This is a genomic window from Halalkaliarchaeum sp. AArc-GB (assembly GCF_031432225.1).
Taxonomy (GTDB): Archaea; Halobacteriota; Halobacteria; order Halobacteriales; family Haloferacaceae; genus Halalkaliarchaeum.
This window is the reverse complement of sequence record NZ_JAVKGM010000009.1, coordinates 68,651-91,153: the sequence shown is the minus strand read 5'-3', so window position 1 is coordinate 91,153 and position 22,503 is coordinate 68,651. Positions and strand designations below refer to the sequence as shown.

The following is a 22,503-nucleotide window of genomic DNA, read 5'->3' as shown; positions in this document are numbered from 1 at the left end:
CGACGGCTTCCATTCCGCACTACAGGTTCACAGGAGTTCACGGCTCACAGCAGTTCACGAACCACTCGCGCCGCCGCCGGCGCGTCCGCAGCGAACACGTAGATGATCGGCTCGACGCCGACCTCTGCGGTGTGATAACAGACAAACGGAGGGTCCGGCTCAGCGCGTTCGAGGACATTCCGAACCGCCTCGGGTGTGTCCGTCCCCGTCTCGAGTTCGACGACCTGATATCCCGAGCTGGACAGCGCCTCCAACAGCTCTTCGTCGTAGCGGATGTTGACCGCGCCGCGAACGTCCGCCCCCGACTCGCGGGCGGCCAACAGTACGGACGCGAGGTGATCGCTCACGCCGAACTCCACCTCGCCGGGAACCGTCGCTCTCCCTTTCACGTCGACCAGCCGACCGGGCACGGCAGCGACGTCGTCGACGCCGGCAGCACCCGGCAGACACTCGACCACGTTGGAGCCGACCGCCGGGATCAGCCCGGCGAAGCCGGAGGCGTTCGTCAGCGTCCGCAGCCCCCGCCGCACCGACGAGAGCACCTGTTCGGTCGTCCGCAGCGCGCCATCCGGGTCGTGGATCGCGTACTCGACGTCGACCTCGGCAAGCTCCGGCATCGCCGCCTCGTGGAGCTCCGCGAGCAGGTCGCCGTCCTCGAGCCGCCGGATCAGCACCTCCGCCTCCACGAGCGCCTGGACGCTGGTCACGTCGCCGGTCGAGAGCCCCTCGCCGATCCGTTCGACGAGCGACCGCACCCTGTCGTCGGCCATGATCCGGTCGTTCGTTGCGACGTCGCCGTGGGCGTACTTCGAGACGGCCGACTGGCTCACCCCGAGCGCGTCGGCGACTTCGTGCTGGGTGAACCCACGGTCGCGGAGCTCTTCGGCCAGCATAGACCGGAACGTTGGCAGGAATTCCTCGACGACGATCTCCTCGATGAACTTCATCGTCCCGATCCCTCGTCGTCGGCTCTCGGGTCGGGTTCCGCCCGGTCTGCGGGGGTGAACTCCGGATCGTTGCCGATCCGGGACGCCTGTGGGCCGCGCTGGCCCTGGTACTTGGAACCGCGCTCCTCGCCGTAGGGGCGGTCGGCAGGCGATTTCAGTTCGGTGAACGTGAGCTGGGAGATGCGCATTCCGGGCGTGAGTGCGACCGGCGCGCTGCCGAGGTTCGACAGTTCGAGGGTGATCTGGCCCCGGTACCCAGGATCACACAGGCCGGCGGTGGCGTGAACGACCACGGCGAGGCGCCCCAGCGACGACCGTCCCTCCACGTGGGCGATCAGATCGGACGGGATCTCCACGCGCTCTTTGGTGGTCCCGAGCACGAAATCGCCGGGATGGAGAATGAAGTCCTCCCCTTCGGGAACGCGGGTCTCGGTGACGTACTCCTCTACCTCCTCTTCGGCGTTCGGGTGGATGCAGGGAATGTTCGTCCGCTGGAACTCGAGGAACTCCTCCCCGAGTCTGAGGTCGACGCTTGCCGGCTGGATCTGGGTGTCGTAGTCGTCGATCGGCTCGATCACGAGGTCGCCGTCCTCAAGCCGAGCCAGAATGTCGCCGTCGGAAAGGATCATACTCCCCTGGCCGTTCCGCCGGGAATAAAAACCTCCGGCTTGCGGGCTGTCGCATCCTCCCGGACACGACGACATGCGCAGGTGATTTATCCCGCTGCCGTCTCCCCACGACTATGGAACCGCCCGGGGCCGACACCGTCCTCGTCCGATACGGCGAGATTACTACCAAGAGCCCACGCGTCCGTGGGTGGATGGAACGGGAACTCCGGGAGAACCTCTCGGCGCTGTTGTCGGACCGCGGGATCGAAGCGACAATCGAGCCCCGCTATCGGTCGCGGCCGCTGATCCACACGACCGAGGCCGACGTCTCGGCCGCGACCCGGACGGCGGCCGACACGTTCGGCGTGACCTCCGCGAGCGCGGCGCTCCGGACGGCGCCGACCGCAGCGGCGATCACCGACGCACTAGCACGGACCGCCACAGCTGAGTACGACGGGGGAACATTCGCGGTCCGGGCGCGGTGTGCGGGCGAGGACCATCCGTTTTCGAGCGAGGAACTCGGCGAGATCGGCGGCGACGCGGTGTGGGACGCAGTAGAGGACGACTTCGAGCCGGCCGTCGATCTCGACGATCCGGACTGGTCGGTCTCCGTCGAGTGCCGGTCCGAGGACGCGTTCGTCTTCCTCGACAGGGAGGATGGGCCCGGGGGACTCCCGCTCGGGAGCCAGGAGCCACTCGTCGCACTGGTCAGCGGCGGGATCGACTCCCCGGTGGCCGCATACGAGGCGATGCGCCGCGGCTCGCCGGTCGTTCCACTGTACGTCGATCTGGGTCGCTTCGGGGGGATCGACCACCGTGCCCGGGCGGCCGAGACCGTCGCGACGCTCTCGGAGTACGTTCCCGGCGAGGACCTCCGGCTCCGGATCGCGCCCGGCGGGGAGGCGGTCGAGACGCTGATCGAGGGGATGGATCAGGGACGGATGCTCGCCTGGCGTCGGTTCACGTTCATGGTGGCCGAGGCGGTCGCAAACCGGGAGGACGCTGTCGGGATCGTCACCGGGGAGGCGATCGGCCAGAAGTCGAGCCAGACCGCGAGCAACCTCGCGGTGACGGCCGCCGCCACGTCGCTGCCGATCCACCGGCCGCTGTTGACGGCGGACAAAAACGACATCGCAGCGCGGGCCCGCGAGATCGGGACGTTTCCGGATTCGACGATCTCGGTCGGCTGCAATCAACTGGTTCCGGAACAGCCGGAAACTCGGGGCGAACTCTCGGAGATCGAGGCGATGGAGCCCGACGAGCTGGCGGAACTTGCGGTAGAGGCGGCTCGCGACCTCGACCTCGTCGATCCCGACTGACGGAGGCACCGCCCCACCGCCGTTCGACTATCCCTCACGTCAGCGCCAGGAGCCCCCACCCCGCCAGTGGAATCCCGACGGCGAACGCTGCGGCCGGCCACTCCAGGTCGTGGACTTCGCCGATTCCAGCAGCGAGGAGATACCACTGCCACAAAAGCGTCAGGACCGAGGCGACGAGCAGGGGTGTCTCGAGTGGCGCGAGAACGGCCGCGAGCTGGTCGGGAAACGACTGGACGGGGCCGGTGAACGTCGTGGTGCCGAGCACGTACCGAAGCCCCGCAAGGCCGACGAACAGTCGGACGAACTCGGGGACAGCGCCCCAGGCGGCCACTCCCAGGGTGGGGAGCAACCCCCCGTTACCGCCCGCGATCCGGGCGAAGGCGAACAGCGCGACCCCGGCGACTGGCCACAGCAGCAAGCTGAAAACGAAGACGGGGAAGACGTACTCGCCGGCAGCCTCCCGGATCAGCGAGCCGGCGTCGCGTTCCACCGTCGCCGGTTCGTCGCAACCGTCGCCGAGCGCCGAGTCGGGATCGTCGCCGTGGGCGTCACACACCCACTCCGGGGGGCGGTCCGGATTGTCCATCGTCACCGTGGCGTCGGTGCTCGCCGCGAGCAAGCTACCGAGATACCAGACGCTTCCCGAGAGGACGATCGCGAGCGCGAGCACGATCGCGAACCCGGCGGCTGCGCTCGTGGCGAACTGCCGTTCGCGGAAGAACTCCCGCGGGGAGCGGAGGAACTGTTCGACCTGGCGGCGAAACTCCTGGAGGGCCATACTCCCCTGTCTGTTCCCCGACCGTCAAATGTTTTCGTGCCGCCGGCGTGGACGGTCAGCCCTTTAACGGCTGCCCGCCAGGTTCGCGTATGAAGCAGGCAATCGTCGCCCGAACCGACCTCGGTATGGGCCAGGGGAAACTCGCCGCGCAGGTGGCCCACGCGTCGCTGTCGGCCTACGAGGAGGCCGACCGACGGACGCGGCGGGCCTGGAAAGGAGAGGGGCAAAAGAAGGTCGTCCTCAAAGCCGCAGGGGAAGCCCAGCTGTTCGAACTCGCGGACGTCGCAGAACGCGAGGGACTGCCGTACGCGATCGTCCGCGACGCGGGCCACACCCAGCTCGATCCCGGAACCGTGACCACGCTCGCGGTCGGCCCGGGGAACGACGAGGTCGTCGACCGGGTCACCGGGGAGCTTTCGCTGTACTGATGCGCCCGGCACACCCCAGAGAACAGGTCGTCGGGATCGACTACTACGTGAGCGACGCCGAGCCGATCGGCGGCCGGCTCCGGGACCGCCCGGCAGACTTTCGCGTCCGCGAGATCGAGGCGTTCGACGTCGAACCCGCCGACGCCGATCCGGGCGCGTATCCGGACGTCGTCTGTCGAGTCACGCTCCGGGCGTGGGACACGAACGACTTCGCGGCCCGGCTGTCGGACGTGCTGGGGATGAGCCGCGAACGGATCTCCTGGGCCGGCACCAAGGACAAACACGCCGTCACCACGCAGCTGTTCTCCGTCCGGGGCGTCGCTCCGGAACGGATCGCGGCGATCGACGGCGACGGTGACAGTGACGGATCGGGAATCGACGGCGCCGAGATCGACGTCGTCGGTCGCGCCGGTCGGCCGATCTCCTTCGGCGACCTGGCCGGAAACGCCTTCGAGATCGTCGTTCGCGACCCCGACCGACCCGAACTCGCAGACGACGTCACCGCCCAGCTCCGGTCGTTCGCCACCGGCGGAGACGAAGAATCGTCCGATGGTCCCGGTCCCGAGATCGGCGTCCCGAACGTCTTCGGCCACCAGCGGTTCGGCAGCCGGCGGCCGATTACCCACGAGGTCGGGCTCGCGATCGTCAGGGGCGACTGGCGGAGGGCAGTCAGGACCTACGTCGCCAGCCCGTTCGAGGCGGAGCCCGACGACACAAGGAGAGCACGCGCTTTCGTCGACGACCAGTTCGAGTCGGCGTCGCCGGACTGGCAGGCGTGCCTGGATGCAGTCCCCCGCAAGCTCGGCTTCGAGCGCGCGATGCTGCACGGCCTCGTCGACGCCGAGGCCAGCGATCCGGGCTCGACCGCGCCCGACGCTCCCGTCCCCGATGACGGCGGCGTCTGGCGGGCGGCGCTCGAGGCGGTGCCGAGCAACCTCCAGCGGCTGTTCGTCCACGCCGCCCAGTCGTTCCTTTTCAACCGCATCCTGAGCCGGCGCCTCGACGCCGGACTCCCGTTTCACCGGCCGGTCGCCGGCGACGTCTGCTGTTTCGCCGACGCCGACGCGCCACCGGAGATCCAGAAACCGGACCCCGACCGGCTCCAGCGGGCGGACGACTCCCGGGTCCAGATTCTTTCGCGCCACTGCGAGCGCGGCCGGGCGTTCGTCACCGCGCCGCTCGTGGGCACCGAAACCGAGCTGGCGGACGGCGAGCCCGGCGAGATCGAACGCGAGGTGCTTTCCGACGCCGGAGTGCAGCCTGCAGACTTCACACTCCCCGGGGAGTTCGACTCGACGGGTACCCGGCGGGCGATCCTCCTCCGGACCGACGTGACTGTCGAGGCCGATCCGCTGACGCTCTCGTTTGCGCTTCAAAGCGGGAGCTACGCGACCGCAGTGTTGCGGGAATATCTGAAGGTCGATCCGCTGTCGCTTTGAGACTAGTCTCCCGATCGATGCGCGGGATTTCGCTTCCGTTAACCCGCGCCGTTTCCAACCTCGGGGTGTGAGACGGTTCGACGCGGCGTACCTGGACCGAACGCGACGGGGGATGTGGGCGGAGGACCGTACGGCCCTCGCCGACCTCGACCTCGGGAGCCGACGCCGGATCCTCGACGTCGGCTGTGGGACCGGCGAACTCACCCGCGTGCTCGCCGAGGAGGCCGTCGACGGTCGCCGGCAGGACAGAGCGACCCCCGAGCTCGTCGGCGTCGACGCCGATCCGTCGCTTCTGTCTGTCGCCCGCGACCGATGGGTCGCCGGAGACCTCCCGGCGCCCGCGTCGTTCCTCAGGGGGGACGCGACCCGGCTGCCGTTCGGCGACGGCGCGTTCGACCTGGTCGTCTGTCAGGCGCTTTTGGCCAATCTCCCGGAGCCGGAGGCCGGCGTCGACGAGTTCGTCCGCGTTTCCTCACAGCTGGTCGCGGCGATCGAACCCGACAACGACGCCGTCGCCGTCTCCTCGACGGTGGACGCCGAGGAGACGCTCGAACCCCGTGTCAGGGAGGCGTACATCGACGGCGTCGGGACCGACGTCGCGATCGGCGACCGGGTCAAGGCCCTCTTTGCGGACGCCGGGCTCTCGGACGTCCGGGTTCGCCGCTACCTCCACGAGAAGCGCGTCGAACCCCCCTACTCCGAGCTCGCCCTCGAAAGCGCCGCCAGGAAGGCGTCGGGCGGGGGGCTCGCAGACCATGCTCGGGAGTTGCGACGTGCACTGGGGTCGGAGGGATACGACGACCTCCGCGGGCGGTGGCGCCGGATGGGCCGGAGCGTCGTCGAGCAGATGCGCGCCGGGGAGTACGAGCGCGTCGAGGTCGTTCCGTTTTACGTCACCGTCGGTAGACTGTAGCCGTCGGTGGCACAGGACGTCGGCAGTCCGGGCCGACGGCGGTCCGGGCCGACGGTGGCCCGTCAGTCAGACTGATTAACCACTACGACAGTTGTAAACTATGGCGGCAGACTATTCACCGGCTGCGCTGCTCGAGGCCGAAACGGACCGACTGTGTGGTCGGTGTCTCGACGCCGTCGACGCCGAGGACGACCGGTTCGAGGCGGCGAAGACGATCGCCCCGATGCTGGGGGCTCACTGGCGGGACGACCACGCTACGTTCGGCTTCTGGACACCACAACTCCTCGAGTCGGGCGTCCCGCCGGAGGACGTCTCCCTGGAGCTTATCACGCCGACCGAGCCGGTGGACCTCTCGGGCGAGCCCTCGACAGTGTCGGTGCGTCACGAACGCGTCCCGACGCGCCGGACCGGCGAGTTCACCTGGGCGGCGGTTTCGGGCGTCCGCCCCGGTACCCGCGACCGGCTGGGCACCCTGTACCGGCTCGTGTACCCCGACGACGACGGGGGGACGGAGACGATCGGCGATCCCCTCGCCTACTCGCTCCCGTTCGGGGCGTACGCGCCGCCGGAGCTGTACGACGTCGACCGGCTCGACAGCGAGCGCGACGACCGGGCGTACTTCGAGGCGTTCGGCACCGACGGTGAACGGATCGAGACGACCGACCACGAGGGCCTCCCCCGGGTCGAGCCGGCGACGAACCTGCTCGAGATCCATCCGGGAACCGCGACCGAGTCGGGGACGCTGGCCGGGCTGACACGCCGGTTCCGCGAAATCGGCCGCAAGAAGCGGGCAGGGGAACCGCTCACCCCTGCCGAACGGAACTTCGACGGTTACGACGGTGTCCAGCTGATGCCGATCGCACCGATTACGGAGGGCGACTACCAGCCGGACGGGTTCCGGATCGAGGAGACGACCCCGGACGCGGGCCGGGCGACGGTGACGCTGTGCCGCCCGGAGCTTATAAACTGGGGCTACGACGTCGTCGTCTACGGCTTCGGCGCGATCAACCCGGCGATCCTCGGGACCGGCCGCCCCGACGAACTGGTCGATTTCATCGCCACGCTCCACACGCTTCCCGAGCCGATGCGCGTGGTGTTCGACGTCGCCTTGGGCCACGCCGACACCGGGGCGGTTCCCCTCCTCTCCGACGAGTACTTCCAGGGACCGGGGATGTACGGGCAGGAACTCGAGTACACCCAGCCGACCGTCCGGGCGATCCTGCTCGAACTCCAGCGACGGAAGATGGACTGGGGTGCCGACGGGATCCGCGTCGACGGCGCCCAGGACTTCACCAACTGGGATCCCGAGACGGAGTCGGAGTGGCACGACGACGAGTTCCTCGCGGAGATGGACGCCGTCACCCAGACCGTCGCGGGGACGGAGTACCGGCCGTGGATGATCTTCGAGGACGGCCGGCCCTGGCCCGAAGAGGACTGGGAGCTCGCCTCAACCTACCGGGAACTGATCCGGGAGCACCCGCACGCCTTCCAGTGGGGACCGGTGACGTTCGCCCACAACACGCCGGCGATTCTCACCTTCTGGGCCCGCAAGTGGTGGCGGGTCCGGGAAGTCGCCGAGATGGGGGGTCAGTGGATCTCCGGGGTCGCCAACCACGACACGCTCCGGCGGGGGGCGCAAGTCGAGGTGGGCGAGGAGTGGAACGCAACCCAGGAGAACCCGTACCTCGCGGAGACGCTGCCGGAAACGATCGAGTCCGCCTATAACAACCCCGCCGCGAACGTGCTGTTTTACGCCTTCCTGCCGGGGGTTCCAATGGAGTTTCTCAACGCCACCATGCGGGCGCCGTGGGACTTCGTCCGCGACACCGACGACACCTGGAACGTGAAAGTCGTCGGCGAGGCGGCCTACTTCGTCGACTGGCGCGTCCCCGCAGATCGGTTCGACGACCCGGCCCACTTCACGCGACTGAAGGATCTCGGCTTCGAAACCCGCGAGGACCTTCAGGAGTTCGTCCACGCGCTCGCCTCGACGGTCGAGTTGACCGACTACGACCTCGATCGGATGGCCGAGATCCTCTCGACGCTCTCCCCGCCGATCGCGGACGGGGAGCCCACGGCGGCCGACCTCGAGGCGTTCGCGCTCGCGTGGATGCGCGACGTCGCCGACTACTGCAACCTCTCGAACTGGACCGACGAACAGGATTCCGACCGGACGGCGTTCGACCGACGGGTTCGGCAGTTCCGCCACGACCGACCGTGGCTCCGGCACGACCTCCGCGAGGACGACGTCTTCGGGCGGCGTCATCCCGCCGACGGGACCGTCCTGTATTACGGCCTGCGGCGCGCACCGGACGGGAGCGAGGACCTCCTGTTCGTCGCCAACATGGAGGGCCAGCCCGCGACGGTGACGCCGACGGAACTCCTCGACGCGACAGTCGGCGGCTGGAAGCGGGCGCTTTCGACGCCCGGCCTCGAGGAGCCGATCGCCGAACTCCCGGTCGAGCTCGCCGACAGCGAGGCGGTCGTGTTCTCGCGACGGCGGCAATAGCTCCGGTTTTCGACCACCCGCTTTTTGTCCGTCGCCGCCGACGCGCCGGTATGACAAGCGACGACGACCGCGTTGCCGTCGTGACGGCGGCCGGACGCGGGATCGGCGCGGCGTGTGCACGGACACTGGCCGACGGGGGGTACACCCCGGTACTGCTGTCGAAATCCGGCGCGGCAGTCGACGTCGCCGAGGAGCTGGGCGGCGTCGGGTTCGAGGGGTCGGTGACGGAGTCGGCCGACCTCGGCGCGCTGGTCGAGGCCGCCACCGACCGGTACGGGCGGATCGACGCGGTCGTGAACAACACCGGCCATCCGGCGACGGGGCCGCTGTTGGAGATCGACGACGAGGCCTGGCACGAGGGGCTGGATCTCGTGCTGTTGAACGTCGTCCGGATGGCCCGGCTCGTCACGCCGATCATGCGCGAGGCCGGCGGCGGCTCGATCGTCAACGTCTCCACGTTCTCGGCGTTCGAACCTTCACCCGACTTCCCGGTGTCGTCGGTGATCCGTGCGGGGTTGGGTAGCTTCACCAAACTCTACGCCGACCAGTACGCCGCGGACGGCATCCGAATGAACTCCGTGCTCCCCGGATTCGTGGACAGCTACGAGGTCGACGAGGAGACGCGCGCGGAGATCCCGATGGGCCGGCCCGCCGGCACCGACGAGATCGCCGACGTGGTGGCGTTCCTCTGCTCGCCGGAAGCGAGCTACCTGACGGGACAGAACGTCCGTGTCGACGGCGGGCTCACTGACTCCATCTGAGATGCCCGACAGCCGTCGTCCCGGTCGAACCGCGAGCCAAAACTGTCCCAGTCACTCGTCGAAGAAGCCTTCGACCCCGCCCAGTTCGAGGACGAACTCCGGCCCGAACGCGGTCGCCGGCGTCTGGAAACCGGCAGCCGGACCCTCCCCGCCGTCGCCGGGGGCGGAATCGAGCAGCCGTTGTGCCGCCGTCGTCGCGGCGTCGACGGTGAACGCGTACGTCTCCGGGGTTTTCAGGCGGGAGGTAACCGTCCGGTCGCCGTCCGTCGCTTCGCCCCAGACGTAGCAAGCACCCGTCTCCCGCTGGGTTTTCGACGGGCCGGTGACGGTCGCCCGCACGAGCCGCTGGAGCCCCCGTTTCACTGGCTCCGCGCCGAGTATCGGCGACAGGAACCGTCCGAAACGGAGAGCGATCCCGACTGATCTCGGCAGCGCCAGATACACCGCCACGTTCTCGATCCCGGTCGATCGGTACGCCGTCGAAAGGTCGCCCATGGGGGCCAGCACAGCGTTGCGCTCCCCGCGGCCGAAGTCGATTCGTCGGCGTCCCCTGCCGACCGGGACGTCGACGATCTCGCCGTCGCGGCGCCGTTTCCCGCCCGCTTCGAACTGCTCGATCGCCGTCGCGAGCGTCCCACGGGAGACAGTTCCCGACGGGTCGAACCCGAGGCGGAGCCGCGTCGCGGTCGGTAACCGGTCGTACAGATGGCGGGCCAGACAGTCCGTTGGCACGACGTCGAACCCCACGCCGGGGAGCAGACAGACGCCGGCAGCCGCTGCCTCCGCGTCCCGGGCGGCGATCGCCTCGAACACCGGAATCTCGCCGGTGACGTCGAGGTAGTGCGTGCCGGTCCGGAGACACGCCTCGACCAGCGGCCGGTAGGTGTCCACGAACGGCCCGGCACAGTTCAACACGGCGTCGACGCCCTCGAGGTTCGGCACGATGGAGTCGGCAGCGTCGCCAGCCAGCCCGGAGTCGAGTCCGAACACCGCCCCGTCACAGTCGATACGGTCCGCGAGTGCGGCGACGTGCTGTCTGTCCCGCCCGGCCACGACGACGTCTACGTCCCGGGAGACGGCTTCCGCCGCAACTAGCTCGCCCGTGTATCCGTAGGCACCGTATATCAGTAGCGTCACGAACTGTTCACGACGGTCGATAGGCGTTCGATTCCCCTGGAACTATCGGCGTTTCGACGGATGGAACTGCACGTCGCCTGACGAAACACGTACCTCTTTCAGGCTCCTCCACGAAGGGAGAACGTAATGGCAGACGAAGTAGTTTCACTGCTCAAAGAGGCGTACAACGACGAGATGGAGACGGTCATGAACTACATGGCCAACGCGATCCTGCTCGAGACGATCCGCGGCGAGGAGGTCGCCGAGTCGCTCAAGGAGGACATCGAGGAGGAGCTGGGCCACGCCGAGGAGCTCGGCTACCGGCTGCGCTACTACGGCGAGCGCCCCCCCGCGTCGATGGAGTTCTCCGCGGCACAGGAGTCCCTCCAGCCGCCCGAGGACACCGCGGACGTCCTCTCGGTGATCGACGGCGTCCTCGAGGCCGAATCCGACGCGATCGAAACCTACGAGGAACTCGTCGAGGCCGCTGCAGAGGCGGGCGATTACGTGACGGAGGACCTCGCCGTCGAGCTGCTCGCCGACGAGCAGGCCCACAAGGCGGAGTTCCTCAGCTTCAAACGCGAGTACGAGTAGCGCTAGTTCTCCGGCAGCCGGCCGGTTCGCCCGGTCAATTCACGCAGCCGTTCGGCGGGGAACTCCGCGAGCAGTGCCGACGGACACCGCCACTCCCAGTTTCCCGCGAGGGTACCGGGCGTGTTGAACCGGGCGTCGCTTCCCAGTCCGAACAGATCCTGTAGCGGCGCAATCGCGAACACGGAGTCGCTTTCCCACGCCGCCTCGATGAACTCCCAGTGGATCTCGCTCCCGTCGGTTGCCATGTAGTAGTGTAAGCAATCCCGGTGTCCCCCCTCGAGTGACTCGTAGTAGCCGCGGACGGTGTCGGTGTCGTGCGTCGACGGATACGCCACGCTGTCCGCGTCGTACGTGTGTGGCTGGTAGCCGTGGTCGTCGGTACACCAGTCGGCGTACTGCATGACGTTCATTCCCGGGGCGGCGAGCTCCCGGCGGAGTGTTTCCGCCTCGTCGGTGACGTGACCCAGGTTCTCGGCGATTGCCGGCAGCCCCTCCTTGACCGGATCCGCCGCCCGCTCGATCGTCTCGAACAGGTCCCGTCCGGGCCCCGGTCGCCACTCCCCCTCGCGTGCGGGTGCGTCGGCGGGGATCGCCCAGAAGCTCTCGAACCCCCGGAAGTGATCGAGCCGGACGACGTCGACGAGATCCAGGGTCCACGCCAGTCGGTCGACCCACCAGGCGTAGCCGGTCGTCGACAGCGCGTCCCAGTCGTACACCGGGTTCCCCCACTTCTGGCCGTCGTCGTCGATCCCGGGTGGAACGCCGGCGACGACGGCGGGTTCCCCGTCGGCGTCCAGTTCGAACAGCTCCCTGTGGGCCCACACGTCGGCGCTGTCGTGTGCGACGTAGATCGGCACGTCGCCGACGACGTCGATCCCGAGATCCGTCGCGTACTCGTGGAGCCGATACCACTGGTCGTGGGCGACCGCCTGCAGGAAGATCCGATAGCCGATCTCGTCGTCCAGCTCGTCGCGGGCACGCTCGAGTACGTCGTGCTCCCGACGGCGGAACTCAGCCGGCCAGTCGGTCCAGGACCGATCGCCAAACCGTTCCTTCAGTGCCCTGTAGAGGGCGTAATCCCCGAGCCACTCTGCCCGCGAGTCGAACGCCTCGACAGTTTCGACGAGGTCGGACGGTCCTTGCTCCCGGTAGCTCCGGTACGCCTCCCGAAGCAGGGGTCGTTTGTATTCCCGGACGGCGTCGTAGTCGACGCAGTCGTCGGACAGCTTCGGAGACCCGTCGCGCTCGGTTTCGACACGGTCTGCAGAGAGCAGCCCCCGATCGACCAGCTCATCGACGTCGATCAACAACGGGTCGATTGCGAACGCCGAACACGTCTGGTACGGCGAATTGCCGTAGATTCCGACGGTCGGCCCGAGCGGACACAGCTGCCACAGTGACTGGCCAGCCTCAGCGATCCGGTCGAGGAAGCGTCGAGCGGGCGCGCCGATCGTCCCGATCCCGCCCGGGGCGGGAAGCGCGGTGGGATGGCAGAACACCCCCGATCGCCGCTCGAAGTCGGTCATTGCTCCCCGTGAACGTCCCCGAGATCGACCGGCGCCATCGTCGTCCCGACGTCGACCAGCTCCGTCGCGTCGCTCGCGGCGATCACGCGGATCTCGTCTGCACCGGGTTCGACCTCGAGGGCGGTCTCGAAGGTGCCGTCGTCGACCGGAACCGAAATCGTCTCGTTTGGCGCCCAGACGACGACCTCGTCGCCGTCGGTTTCGCCCGACACCGCGACGACTGTCGACCCGTCGTCGTTCGTTTCGACAGCGGGTTCGGCGATCGATAGCGACGGTCCCTCGGGGGCGTCACCTTCCCGGTACCGTTCGGCCAGGAACCGGGGGGTCTCGACGGGTTCGCCGGCGTCGATGCCGTGGGCCAGCCGAACGAACCCGGCCATGCTCCAGGCCAGCGGGGTCGCCGCACCGGTTCCCTCGCCGAACTCCCAGCCGTACTCGGTCGGGTATTCGCGATCCCACACCTGTTCTGGCAACATCCGTCCGTCGTTTCCGAATCCCGCCATCGTCTCGAGCAACGCGCTGGGATCGAGCTCGCCGCCGTCGGTGCCCCGCTGGAGCTCGTACTCGCCGCGCTCGCCGGTGAAGATCGGCCACAGCCGGCCGCTCCCGTTCCGGTTCGTTCCCCAGGGGGCCCCCTCGTCGGGTTCCGTGTCGCCGATCTCCCCGTAGCCGTCGCCGTTGTACCGGTACCACGCCGGGCCGTGGGGGGTCTCCGTCCGGATCGCGTCGTCGACGACCGCCACGGAGTTTTCGATCGGCGGATCGTCCGGATCCCGGATCCCCAACCTGACGAGCTCGAGGAAGCCGGCGTCGACGATCTCCCGCTCGTCGAGGGTCGGTCCGTTGTTCGCCAGTTCGCGGCGGACGCCGCTGTCGGGGTTTCCGTTGCGGGTGACCCGCACGTAGTAGGGCGCCGGCTCGAACCGTCCGGTGCCCGCGGTGGCACACCAGTCGTCGACGCGAGCGCGCCAGTCGTCGGCGTGAGCCAGATACGAAAGCGCGTCGGCGCGTTCCCCCTCCCCGTCGGCCAGTGACGCCCCGCAGGCGAGCCCCGCGATTTCGGCGGCGATCGTCGACGGCGAGTAGCCGGCTTCCTCCTCCCACCGCTCCTGGCCGGATCTGGGGCCCGACCGGAGGAGATACTCCAGGGAGCCGCGGACGTTGCCGTAGTCGTAGCTCACGTCCTCGAAGCCGATCCCGTGATGGTCCGCGAGCTGGTAGGCCATCACCGACGGGAACGAGATGTTGTCGAGCTGTTCGCCGCCCCAGCGCGTCCGGCCGTCGAGGTAGGTGTTTTGCGGCAGGAAGCCGTTGACGCGCTGCTGGTACTCGTAAATGTATTCGAGGGAGTCGACGGCGCTTTCGACGTCGCCGATCGCCCGCAGCGCAGAAAACACCTGATAGAGGTCGCGGGCCCACGCGAAGTTGTAGCCGAAGTCGCGGGGATCGGTCGCGTCGACTGCCTCGCCCCACGGAACCGACGGGCTCGCGATCCCGGCGCCGGTGAACGTCTTGTCCTCGACTGCTTTCAGCACCGCGATCGCCGCGCGGTACTGCCGGCGGAGGTCCGGATCCCCGGCGACGCTTTCGGGCGGCTCGAACCGGTCGAGGTACGACCGCCACCCGTCGAGGTACGCCTCCCGGACGGACACGTAGCCCGCATCGAGCGTCCGTTTGGCTTCCATCATTGCGTCGTCGACGTCGGCCTCCTCGGCGAACCCGACGGAGACGAGGTCCGCGAGCGAGCCGACGTCAGTCCCGAGCCGACCGACGAGCACGGCGTGTCCCGGCTCGGTCTCCCCCCGGGGTTCGGGGAGGGTGCCGTCGGCAAACAGGCCGACGAGACCGTCGCTTCCCGACCGGTCGACGGTCGCCCACTCGAACTGGCGCCGCGAGGCGATCGCGGCGGCGACCCGGTAGGGCTCGCCGTCGGTGTCGACGATCGCGGGGTCCTCGGCGGCACCGGTCTCACTGGCTGCCAGCGCGTAGCCGTCGCCGTCTGCGACCGTACGGGCTTCGGTTCCTCGCATGTACCCCGAAAGCGCCGCGTTTCCGACGACGTACACGTCGTAGCCGTTCCCGTCGCGGGCGGTGAAGCTCACGTCCAGCAGGATCGACTCGCTTCCCGGGTCTGTCACGTACTCGACGACCAGTTCCCACTCGTGGCCGTCGCGGCCGGTCTCTGCGATCGTCTGTCTGTACACCGGCCCCTCGGTGCCGACCATCTCGGTGGATCGGGAAATCGTCTCGGCGTCGTCGTCGGTCCGCGTTTCGTTGTGCGTTCGGGCGGTGTACGACGACTCGGCGTCGGCGTCGACGACGAGGAAGTCGATCGTGCGGAAGTTCATCAGATCGACGCGGGGGAACCGGGGCTCCGTCAGGGCTCCCTCCGTCAGCGTGAACCACACGCGGGAGGGATCCGACGCGTTGTGATCGCAGGCGGTCCCGACGCCGTACGTCTCGCCTGTGGTCCACGTCGAATGCCCCGCCGGGCCGGTCACTTGCGTCGGTTCGGCCTCGACGCCGACGGCGTCGGCCGCCGCGAGTCGGGCGACGGTCCCGGCCCGGAGCGCGTGAGCCCACGCGAACGGGACGGCGCTGTCGGGCGAGCCGTCGTCGAAGGTCTGTTCTGGAAGCGAACCCCCTGGCCCCGAAAGCGGCCCGTCCGGGGCCAGAAGCGAGAGCAGATCCCGCGACCGCTCGAACGCGGAGGCGGACGCGTCGTCCTCGCCGGCCGATGCCAAGAGCACACCCAGGTCGGCGCTGGCTTCCCCAGCCCACGCGACCGAAAGCGGCCAGATCTTCTCGCCGGCGTCGGACGGCCGACGCCAGTCGTCGCCCTGGTAGCGTGCCATCCCGGAGACGCCGCCCCCCCCGCCACGGCGGAGCCCATCGATCGTGGACTCGACGTGGGTTTCGAGCCGGTCGAGCCGGTCGGCGTCGATCCCGTCGCGGAGCGTGGCGTACTCCCGGTGGGCGCTCGCGAGCGCGAGCGTGGCGGCGTCGAACCGTTCGTCCCCGGGCTTGCGGAGGTAGCGGTCGCCGTCCCACCGGTCGTCCAGCCGCTCGTAGATCGCGTCGGCCCGCCGTCGCGCTTCCGCTTTCAGCTCCTCGTCGACCGGCGCGCGGGCGACCCCGGAAAACGCCTCCAGGAACGCCGCGGCCGTGTGGGTAAAGCGGCCGATCTCGGTCTCCCAGACCCCCTGGCAGTTCCCGGGGAGCCCGTCCGCGTCGAGATCGTCGACAAGCGCCTCGAACGCGCGTTCGATCGTTCCCTCGATCGACCCAGCGCGCTCCGGGGCGTCGGTTGCTGTCCGAAGGTACGTCGCGAGGTATGTGAGGACGCTTGCGGTCCCGTCCGGCTGGTGGATCCGACCCTCACCGGAGACGCGGTCGTTCGCCCATCCCGGCGCGAGCGATCCGTTGTGGGCCCACACCCGCTGTGGCCAGCTCCCGTCCGGTAGCTGTGTTCGGCGATAAAAGTCACAGGCGTCCGCATGGCGGTCGCCCAGGTCGAGATCGAACGTCCTCTCGAGATCGAGCAGCCGTCGCGAGACGGCGGCGTCGTCGCGGAACCAGGCGTAGCCGTAGCCGCCGGAGTGAACGTGGGAGGGGTCGTATTCTGGGCCTTTGATCCGGGCCCCCGTCGGTGCCGTCAACAGTGAGATCGCCCGGAAGTCCGTCCGGATCGCCTCGCGGTACGGGACGCCGGCAACGTCGGGATCGACCGCCGCGATCGCGCGGTTGCGGATCTGCCGGTCGGTCTGGTAGTGATCGGCAAAGGCCCTGACGCGGGCCAGTGCGTCCTCGCGTTCGGTCTCGCGGTTGTCGGCAAGCAGCGTGACGAGCGTCGTCTGCAGGAAGTCGCCGTCGTCCGAGAGCGGCACCTCGAGGAGGACGGTGTCCGAAAGCGGGTGATGGACGCCGTTCTCCTCGCGGGCGTACTCGAGATCCGTGTCGTCGGTGTCCTCCTTGCCGTTGCTCTCCCCGTCGTCGGCAGCGCCGCCTGCAGGGTCAGCCACTCCCGTCGTCGACAACGATTCGAACCACTCGCGGGGACGGCCGATCGCCCTGTCGAGCCCGGTCGAAGCGGTCACGTAGTCGTGTTCGGCGTCGTGAAACACCTCGAGGACGTCCTCGTGGCGGAGCAGTCCGGTGCTCCGGCGCTGGCCGTCCGGCCTGAACTGCACTGCCGCGACGATCCGCGCCCGGTCGGGCACCTCCCCGTGGAGTTCGAAGTGGGTCAGGTGCGCCCCGTCGAGCGTGTAATCGTACTGCCTGATCGTGTACGATCCAGCGTCGTGCTCGGTCACGACCACCGTCGTCTCCCCGTCGTAGGCCTGTCTGCTCGTCTCCAGCTCGTCGAACCAGTTCGTCCCTTCGCGGGAGCGGACGCCCAGCCGCGAGCGTTCGATCCCGTGTAATCCGAGCGTCGCCGCCGAGTAATCCCGCAGCGACCCGTTCCGATCGACGTACACCAGCCGTCCCGCGTCGCCACTGAAAAGGCCCTCCGTCGATCGGCGTTCTCCCGGGTACCACTCCTCTGCTCCCCTGTCGCGTTCGTGTTCGGGTATCGCTGTGCGCATCGTGTATCTCGTTCGTGTTCCGATCGCAGTGATTTCTCGTCCCGGTTCCCCCGCGACGAGACCGACACCGTCTCGCCGTTCTCGACTCCGATCGCGCGTCCGTATTCTTCAAATAAGTACTACGCACGTAGTAACCATTTCGGTCGTCCTATCGCCGTGACGTCCGGCCCATCGTCGTTGCGCGAACACGTTTTCGTTTCCTCGGCTCGCCGGGACTCGGTCGTTTCGTCGTCGACAGGGAAAGATATGTTACCACTCGACGTGATAGTTAATCGCATGTCAGATCAGATCGACGATCCGGAGGAGCTGCCCGCCTCGGCCGGCGAATTCGCGACAGAGCACCGCGACGTGTGGGACGCCTACGCCGACCTCGGAGAGGCGTGCGCTGCGGCAGGCCCGATCGACGACGAGACCAAGCGGCTGGTCAAACTCGCGCTCGCGATCGCCGCCGAGTCGGAGGGGGCGGTCCACTCGCACGTCCGGCGGGGGCTCGAAGAAGGGGTCGACCCGGAGACGCTCGAACACGCGGCGATCCTGGCTATCCCCACGATCGGGTTCCCGAAGGCGATCGCCGGGCTGACCTGGATCCGGGACGTAACGGAGTGAGGCTATTTTCCCGGGAGAGGGCCACTCCGTGGGTCGTTTTCGGGTAATATCCTGCCATTCGATCTCACAGAACGTTTATTCTTCTTCGGCTGAATGTATATACAGACACCGAGATCGCCAGGTCACGTACAGATCTCTCCGTTGAGCAGTCGGATAGAGTTTGGGTACACGGGCCGAGGTTCTGCGGTTCACTATCATGACTCACGATACATTCGAGGACAATATGCAGTCGGGGACCCGCGGCGGTTCGCTTCCCGAAAGCAACAGACGAGCGGACGATACCGAACGGACCGAAAACGAGTCGACGAAGCGAGACTCTATCGCACACGATACGTTCGACGCCGCGTACTTCCGTCGAGCCGTCGAGCAGTCCGCCTCGGCGGTGTTTTTCACCGACACCGACGGTACCATCGAGTACGTCAATCCGGCCTTCGAAGAACTCACCGGCTACGACGCAGCGGAGGCGATCGGACGCAACCCGCGAATCCTCAAGTCGGGACAACTCCCCGAGGAGTACTACGAGCGGATGTGGGGAGCCATCCTCGCGGGCGAGGTGTGGCGCGAGGAGGTCCCGAACCACCGTGCCGACGGGGAGCTGTACTACGCAAACCAGACGATCGCACCGATCAGGAACGGAACCGGCGAGATCACGGAGTTCGTCGCGATCCAGAACGAAATCACCGAGTACAAACGGCTTTCTCGCGACCTCGAAGTGTACGAGACGATCGTGCAGCAGCTCGAAGATCCGGTGATGCTGCAGGATCTCGACGGGAACTTCGTGGTGGCAAACGAGGCCGTAAGCGAGCACACCGGCGTCCCCACCGACGAACTCGTCGGCCGCGACGAGTTCGCGTTCATGGACGCGGAGTCGGCCGCGTTCGTCGCCGACCGGAAGCGCGAGGTGCTCGAACGCGAGGAATCGGTCTCCTATGAGGTTTCCCCGTCGTTTCCCGGCACCGAGGAGGAACGATCGTTCAACACTCTCCGGTACCCCTTCTACGACGAGAGCGACGAACTGGCCGGAACGATCGCGATCTGTCGAGACTTCACCGAGCTGAAACGGCGGGAGGAGCAGCTCGTCCAGTACAAATGTGCAGTCGAAGGCGCCTACGACCTGATCGCGGCGTGTGACGCCGACGAACGCCTCGTGTTTGCGAACGGGCCGTACTGTCGGTTCCACGGTATCGATCCCGATTCGGTCGACGGGCTCACGGTGAGAGACGTTGTCGACGAGGAGACCTACGACGCGGCGAGCGACCGGATCCAGCGTGCGCTCGCGGGCGACTCCGTCAAATACCGGATGCGGCGGACCCACGACCAGCAGGGGGATCGCATTCTCGACGTCCGGTACTATCCGATCGGGAGCGACGGCATTGCCGACTGCGCCGGCCCTACGGACGCCTCCAGCGACGGCGCCGATGCAGTACGAGGAGCGGTCGCGATCATGCGGGACGTCACCGACGACGCCGAGCGGGAGCAACACCTCGCAGTCGTCGATCGACTGCTCAGACACAACATCCGCAACGAACTGAACGTCGTCCACGGCCGGGCAGCGCAGATCCGCGAGGAAACGAACGGGGAGACCGTAAAATTGGCCGACGGGATCCTCACCCCGGTCGAACGACTGCTCGAGACTGCGGAGAAATCCAGGGCAGTCACCGAGATCCTCAGGAAGCGAACCGACAGGGAAACGATGGACGTGGCGGCCGGCTGTCGGGCGGCTGCAAGGTGGATCGAAAACCGTCACCCGAACGCCAGCGTCGACGTCGTGGCGCCCGCGTCGGCGGTCGCCACCGCCTCGCCGAACCTCGGGGATGCGATCGACGAGCTCCTCGAAAACGCAGTCGAACACGCCGACGTGGAACGGCCGTCCGCCGAGATCCGCATTACCGAAGCGACAGAGTCGGTCCACGTCTCGATCAGGGACCAAAACCCCGCGATATCGGAGATGGACCGGGCAGTCCTCGAGAACGGTCGACCGCCGAACCAGCTTTCACACGGCAGCGGATTGGGGCTGTGGCTGGTCTACTGGATCGTCGCCCGATCCGGCGGAACGATCACCGTACGCGAGGTCGAACCGCGGGGGAACCTCGTCACGATCGAACTCCCGCGCGGGACGCCGACCGACGGGGACTGACCCGAGAATCACTGTTGACATCCTCTCCGCGCTGAACCGCGAATTGAACTTCCGTAAGCGATCGCGACCGCGTGACTGACCAACGTGGGGCGACAGATCAGGGTCGTCCAGCAGTTAGATCCGGCCGGCTTCCCGGACGGTGTTGAGCCCCACCACGGTTCCCCCGACGACGACCGGGAGCCAGTAGACGAACCCGCGGAAGACGATCACGCCCGCAAGCGCCGCCGCCGCAGTCACCTCGACGGGGGCGGCCACGAGCAGCGCGACGAGCGCCCCCTCGATCCCGCCGGCGCCGCCCGGCAGCGGGAGGCCGCCCGCGACCGCCCCCAGCGGGACCACGAGCGCTGCGACGGCGATCGGGATCGGCGCACCGACCGCCCATAAGGCGAGCCACAGCGCGAGCACCTGACACGCCCAGCCGATTGTCGACCACGAGACGGTAACTGCGAGCCGCCGGCGGTCGGTTCCGACGCGCCGAATCGCCCCGAGGAAGCCGTCGATCCGCCGGCGGATCCCGTCGGTCGTCGGCGCCGACAGGCTGGGTATCACGCTCGCAAGCCGCGAGAGCCCGCCGGCGATCCGGGGCGCGATCGCATCGGCGAGGCGGGCCCGAAACCGCCAGGCGAATGTAGCGAGGATCAAAAGCGTGAGGCCGGCCACGGCGGCCGCGACCGCCGCCAGCAGGACGTCCTCGCCCACCGTCGCCGTGGCGCCGAGCCAGAGCACTGCCACGAGGGCAAACGCCGTCGACGGCAGGAGGTTCACGGTGTCGACGCTCGCGATCGCCGCCAGACCACGTTCGTACTCCAGTTTCGTCGTTCGGGAGAGATACAACGCCGTCACCGGCTCGCCGCCCGCCTGGCCGAACGGTGTGACGTTGTTGGCGAAGGCGGCGACGCCGTACAACAGAAATCCCCGAAACCGCGAGACTGGACTGTCCAGGCTCGAAAGCACCGATCGAAGCGCCATCCCCCACGCGAGGAACCACCCGAGTGTGACGACTCCGACGACGCCCACGAGCGCGAGGTCGGCCGCGACCAGCGCCGCTAAAAACTCCTCGACCCCGACCAGTACCGCGAGCCCCGCAACGATCGCGACCGCTGCAGTAAACCCCAGAAGCGTCCGGAGGCGCTCGCGACGCGACATACGGGACGTTGCGTCCGACGCTTTTAAACAACCGTCGACTGTCTCCGGCTCGGTGTCGGCTCCCCGGCTTTCGGGTGCAAACTCCTTTTAAGGGATCCTGCCGACACACGCACGTGAACGAACGCGACGCGCTCCGACTGCTCGCCGCCGATCTGCCGTCCGCGGGCGACGACTGCGCGGTCGTCGACGGGCTGGTCCTCACGACCGACATGCTCCACGCGTCGACGGACTTCCCAGCGGGGACGACCTCGTACACGGTGGGGTGGCGCTCGGTCGGCGTCTCCCTGTCCGACGTCGCCGCGATGGGGGCGGAACCACTCGGGGCGGTGGCCGCCTACGCACCGACGGCGCTCGAGGAGGAACCGCTCGTGGACTTCCTCGAGGGAGCCCGGGACGTCTGTGATCGTGTCGGCACCGACTACGTCGGCGGCGACCTGGACACCCACCGGGAGCTGACGGTGACGTCGACTGCCGTCGGGCGGACCGACGACCCCGTCCCGCGATCGGGAGCGTCGCCAGGGGATGCCGTCTGTGTCACCGGCGAGTGGGGCCGGACGGCGGCGGCCCTCGACCTGTTCGACGCCGGCGACGTCGAGAGAGCGAACGAGCTGTTCCGGTTCGAACCCCGCATCGAGGCCGGTCGGGCGCTCGCCGCCACGGCGACGGCGATGATGGACTCGAGCGACGGGCTCGCCCGGTCGCTCCACCAGCTTGCTGCGGCGAGCGACTGCGGCTTCCGGATCGACGCCGACGCGCTCCCGGTGCACCCGGAGCTCGAAAACCTGTCTGCAGACCCCGAAACACGGTTCGAGCGAGCCGTCCACGTCGGCGAGGACTTCGAACTCGTCTGTACGCTGCCGAACTCCGCGGTCGCTGCCGCGAGGGAGGACTGTCCGGTGCCACTCACGCTGGTAGGGCGGGTCACCGACCCGGGGGAGGGAGTGACGGTCGTCGGCGGGCCGGGGGAGTCGGACTCGCGGCCGTTGCCGGACCGTGGATACACCCACGAGTGATCAGGAACTCCGGAACTCCTTCGTGCCGGGCACCTCGCCCGGATGGCAACTTACTCAAGCCGGGCTGTCGTTTCCCC

The 22,503-nt window shown here is 68.1% G+C and carries 17 protein-coding genes; 10 read left to right on the top strand and 7 right to left on the bottom strand.

Going from position 1 to position 22,503, the window contains the following annotated elements; genetic code table 11:
• Positions 1-44 precede the first annotated feature (44 nt).
• Both RH858_RS10185 and dcd read right to left on the bottom strand, forming a co-directional pair.
• Positions 45-947 (bottom strand): thiamine-phosphate synthase family protein, encoded by a 903-nt coding sequence (locus RH858_RS10185; RefSeq protein WP_259534965.1) that lies wholly within the window; start codon positions 945-947, stop codon positions 45-47.
• The gene (gene dcd / locus RH858_RS10180) at positions 944-1,576 is read right to left on the bottom strand and encodes a dCTP deaminase (RefSeq protein ID WP_259534966.1); all 633 of its coding nucleotides are present in this window, start codon (positions 1,574-1,576) and stop codon (positions 944-946) included. Before dcd ends, RH858_RS10185 begins: the two co-directional genes overlap by 4 nt.
• A gap of 113 nt (positions 1,577-1,689) precedes the next feature.
• Between dcd and RH858_RS10175 the strand changes: the two genes are divergently transcribed.
• Positions 1,690-2,874, top strand: a complete 1,185-nt coding sequence (locus tag RH858_RS10175) for a tRNA sulfurtransferase (protein WP_310561750.1) — start codon at positions 1,690-1,692, stop codon at positions 2,872-2,874.
• Positions 2,875-2,908: 34 nt separating this feature from the next.
• On the opposite strand, the gene RH858_RS10170 is transcribed toward RH858_RS10175, so the two are convergent.
• The gene (locus RH858_RS10170; RefSeq protein ID WP_310561749.1) at positions 2,909-3,652 is read right to left on the bottom strand and encodes a Yip1 family protein; all 744 of its coding nucleotides are present in this window, start codon (positions 3,650-3,652) and stop codon (positions 2,909-2,911) included.
• Between the two features lie 89 nt (positions 3,653-3,741).
• On the opposite strand from RH858_RS10170, the gene pth2 reads away from it, so the two are divergent.
• From pth2 to RH858_RS10145, 5 genes are all read left to right on the top strand, one after another.
• The gene (gene pth2 / locus RH858_RS10165; RefSeq protein WP_259534969.1) at positions 3,742-4,080 is read left to right on the top strand and encodes a peptidyl-tRNA hydrolase Pth2; all 339 of its coding nucleotides are present in this window, start codon (positions 3,742-3,744) and stop codon (positions 4,078-4,080) included.
• The gene (gene truD / locus RH858_RS10160; RefSeq protein WP_310561748.1) at positions 4,080-5,519 is read left to right on the top strand and encodes a tRNA pseudouridine(13) synthase TruD; all 1,440 of its coding nucleotides are present in this window, start codon (positions 4,080-4,082) and stop codon (positions 5,517-5,519) included. The genes pth2 and truD overlap by 1 nt, the downstream gene beginning before the upstream one ends.
• A gap of 67 nt (positions 5,520-5,586) precedes the next feature.
• A complete protein-coding gene (locus RH858_RS10155; protein ID WP_259534971.1) occupies positions 5,587-6,432 on the top strand; it encodes a class I SAM-dependent methyltransferase in 846 nt (281 codons plus the stop codon).
• 100 nt (positions 6,433-6,532) lie between these two features.
• Complete coding sequence (gene gghA / locus RH858_RS10150; RefSeq protein WP_310561747.1) at positions 6,533-8,941, top strand: glucosylglycerol hydrolase; 2,409 nt, start codon at positions 6,533-6,535, stop codon at positions 8,939-8,941.
• Between the two features lie 50 nt (positions 8,942-8,991).
• Positions 8,992-9,702, top strand: a complete 711-nt coding sequence (locus tag RH858_RS10145; protein WP_259534975.1) for an SDR family oxidoreductase — start codon at positions 8,992-8,994, stop codon at positions 9,700-9,702.
• Positions 9,703-9,753: 51 nt separating this feature from the next.
• Here the strand turns inward: RH858_RS10145 and RH858_RS10140 are convergent, their stop codons facing one another.
• Positions 9,754-10,839 carry a saccharopine dehydrogenase NADP-binding domain-containing protein gene (locus tag RH858_RS10140; RefSeq protein ID WP_259534977.1) on the bottom strand — a complete coding sequence of 362 codons (1,086 nt, stop codon included), beginning with the start codon at positions 10,837-10,839 and terminating at the stop codon, positions 9,754-9,756.
• 126 nt (positions 10,840-10,965) lie between these two features.
• Between RH858_RS10140 and RH858_RS10135 the strand changes: the two genes are divergently transcribed.
• The gene (locus RH858_RS10135) at positions 10,966-11,412 is read left to right on the top strand and encodes a ferritin-like domain-containing protein (RefSeq protein WP_310561746.1); all 447 of its coding nucleotides are present in this window, start codon (positions 10,966-10,968) and stop codon (positions 11,410-11,412) included.
• Between the two features lie 2 nt (positions 11,413-11,414).
• On the opposite strand, the gene malQ is transcribed toward RH858_RS10135, so the two are convergent.
• Both malQ and RH858_RS10125 read right to left on the bottom strand, forming a co-directional pair.
• Positions 11,415-12,938 carry a 4-alpha-glucanotransferase gene (malQ, locus tag RH858_RS10130; protein ID WP_259534980.1) on the bottom strand — a complete coding sequence of 508 codons (1,524 nt, stop codon included), beginning with the start codon at positions 12,936-12,938 and terminating at the stop codon, positions 11,415-11,417.
• Positions 12,935-17,524: a glycoside hydrolase family 15 protein gene (locus RH858_RS10125; RefSeq protein WP_310561745.1), complete on the bottom strand. Its 4,590-nt coding sequence runs from the start codon at positions 17,522-17,524 to the stop codon at positions 12,935-12,937. Before RH858_RS10125 ends, malQ begins: the two co-directional genes overlap by 4 nt.
• Positions 17,525-17,800: 276 nt before the next feature.
• Between RH858_RS10125 and RH858_RS10120 the strand changes: the two genes are divergently transcribed.
• On the top strand, positions 17,801-18,130 hold the full coding sequence (locus RH858_RS10120; RefSeq protein WP_259534982.1) for a carboxymuconolactone decarboxylase family protein: 330 nt from the start codon (positions 17,801-17,803) through the stop codon (positions 18,128-18,130).
• A gap of 196 nt (positions 18,131-18,326) precedes the next feature.
• Positions 18,327-20,267, top strand: a complete 1,941-nt coding sequence (locus RH858_RS10115; protein WP_310561744.1) for a PAS domain S-box protein — start codon at positions 18,327-18,329, stop codon at positions 20,265-20,267.
• A gap of 114 nt (positions 20,268-20,381) precedes the next feature.
• Here the strand turns inward: RH858_RS10115 and RH858_RS10110 are convergent, their stop codons facing one another.
• Positions 20,382-21,413: a lysylphosphatidylglycerol synthase transmembrane domain-containing protein gene (locus RH858_RS10110; protein WP_310561743.1), complete on the bottom strand. Its 1,032-nt coding sequence runs from the start codon at positions 21,411-21,413 to the stop codon at positions 20,382-20,384.
• Between the two features lie 113 nt (positions 21,414-21,526).
• On the opposite strand from RH858_RS10110, the gene thiL reads away from it, so the two are divergent.
• Positions 21,527-22,426, top strand: a complete 900-nt coding sequence (gene thiL / locus RH858_RS10105; protein WP_310561742.1) for a thiamine-phosphate kinase — start codon at positions 21,527-21,529, stop codon at positions 22,424-22,426.
• Positions 22,427-22,503 lie beyond the last annotated feature (77 nt).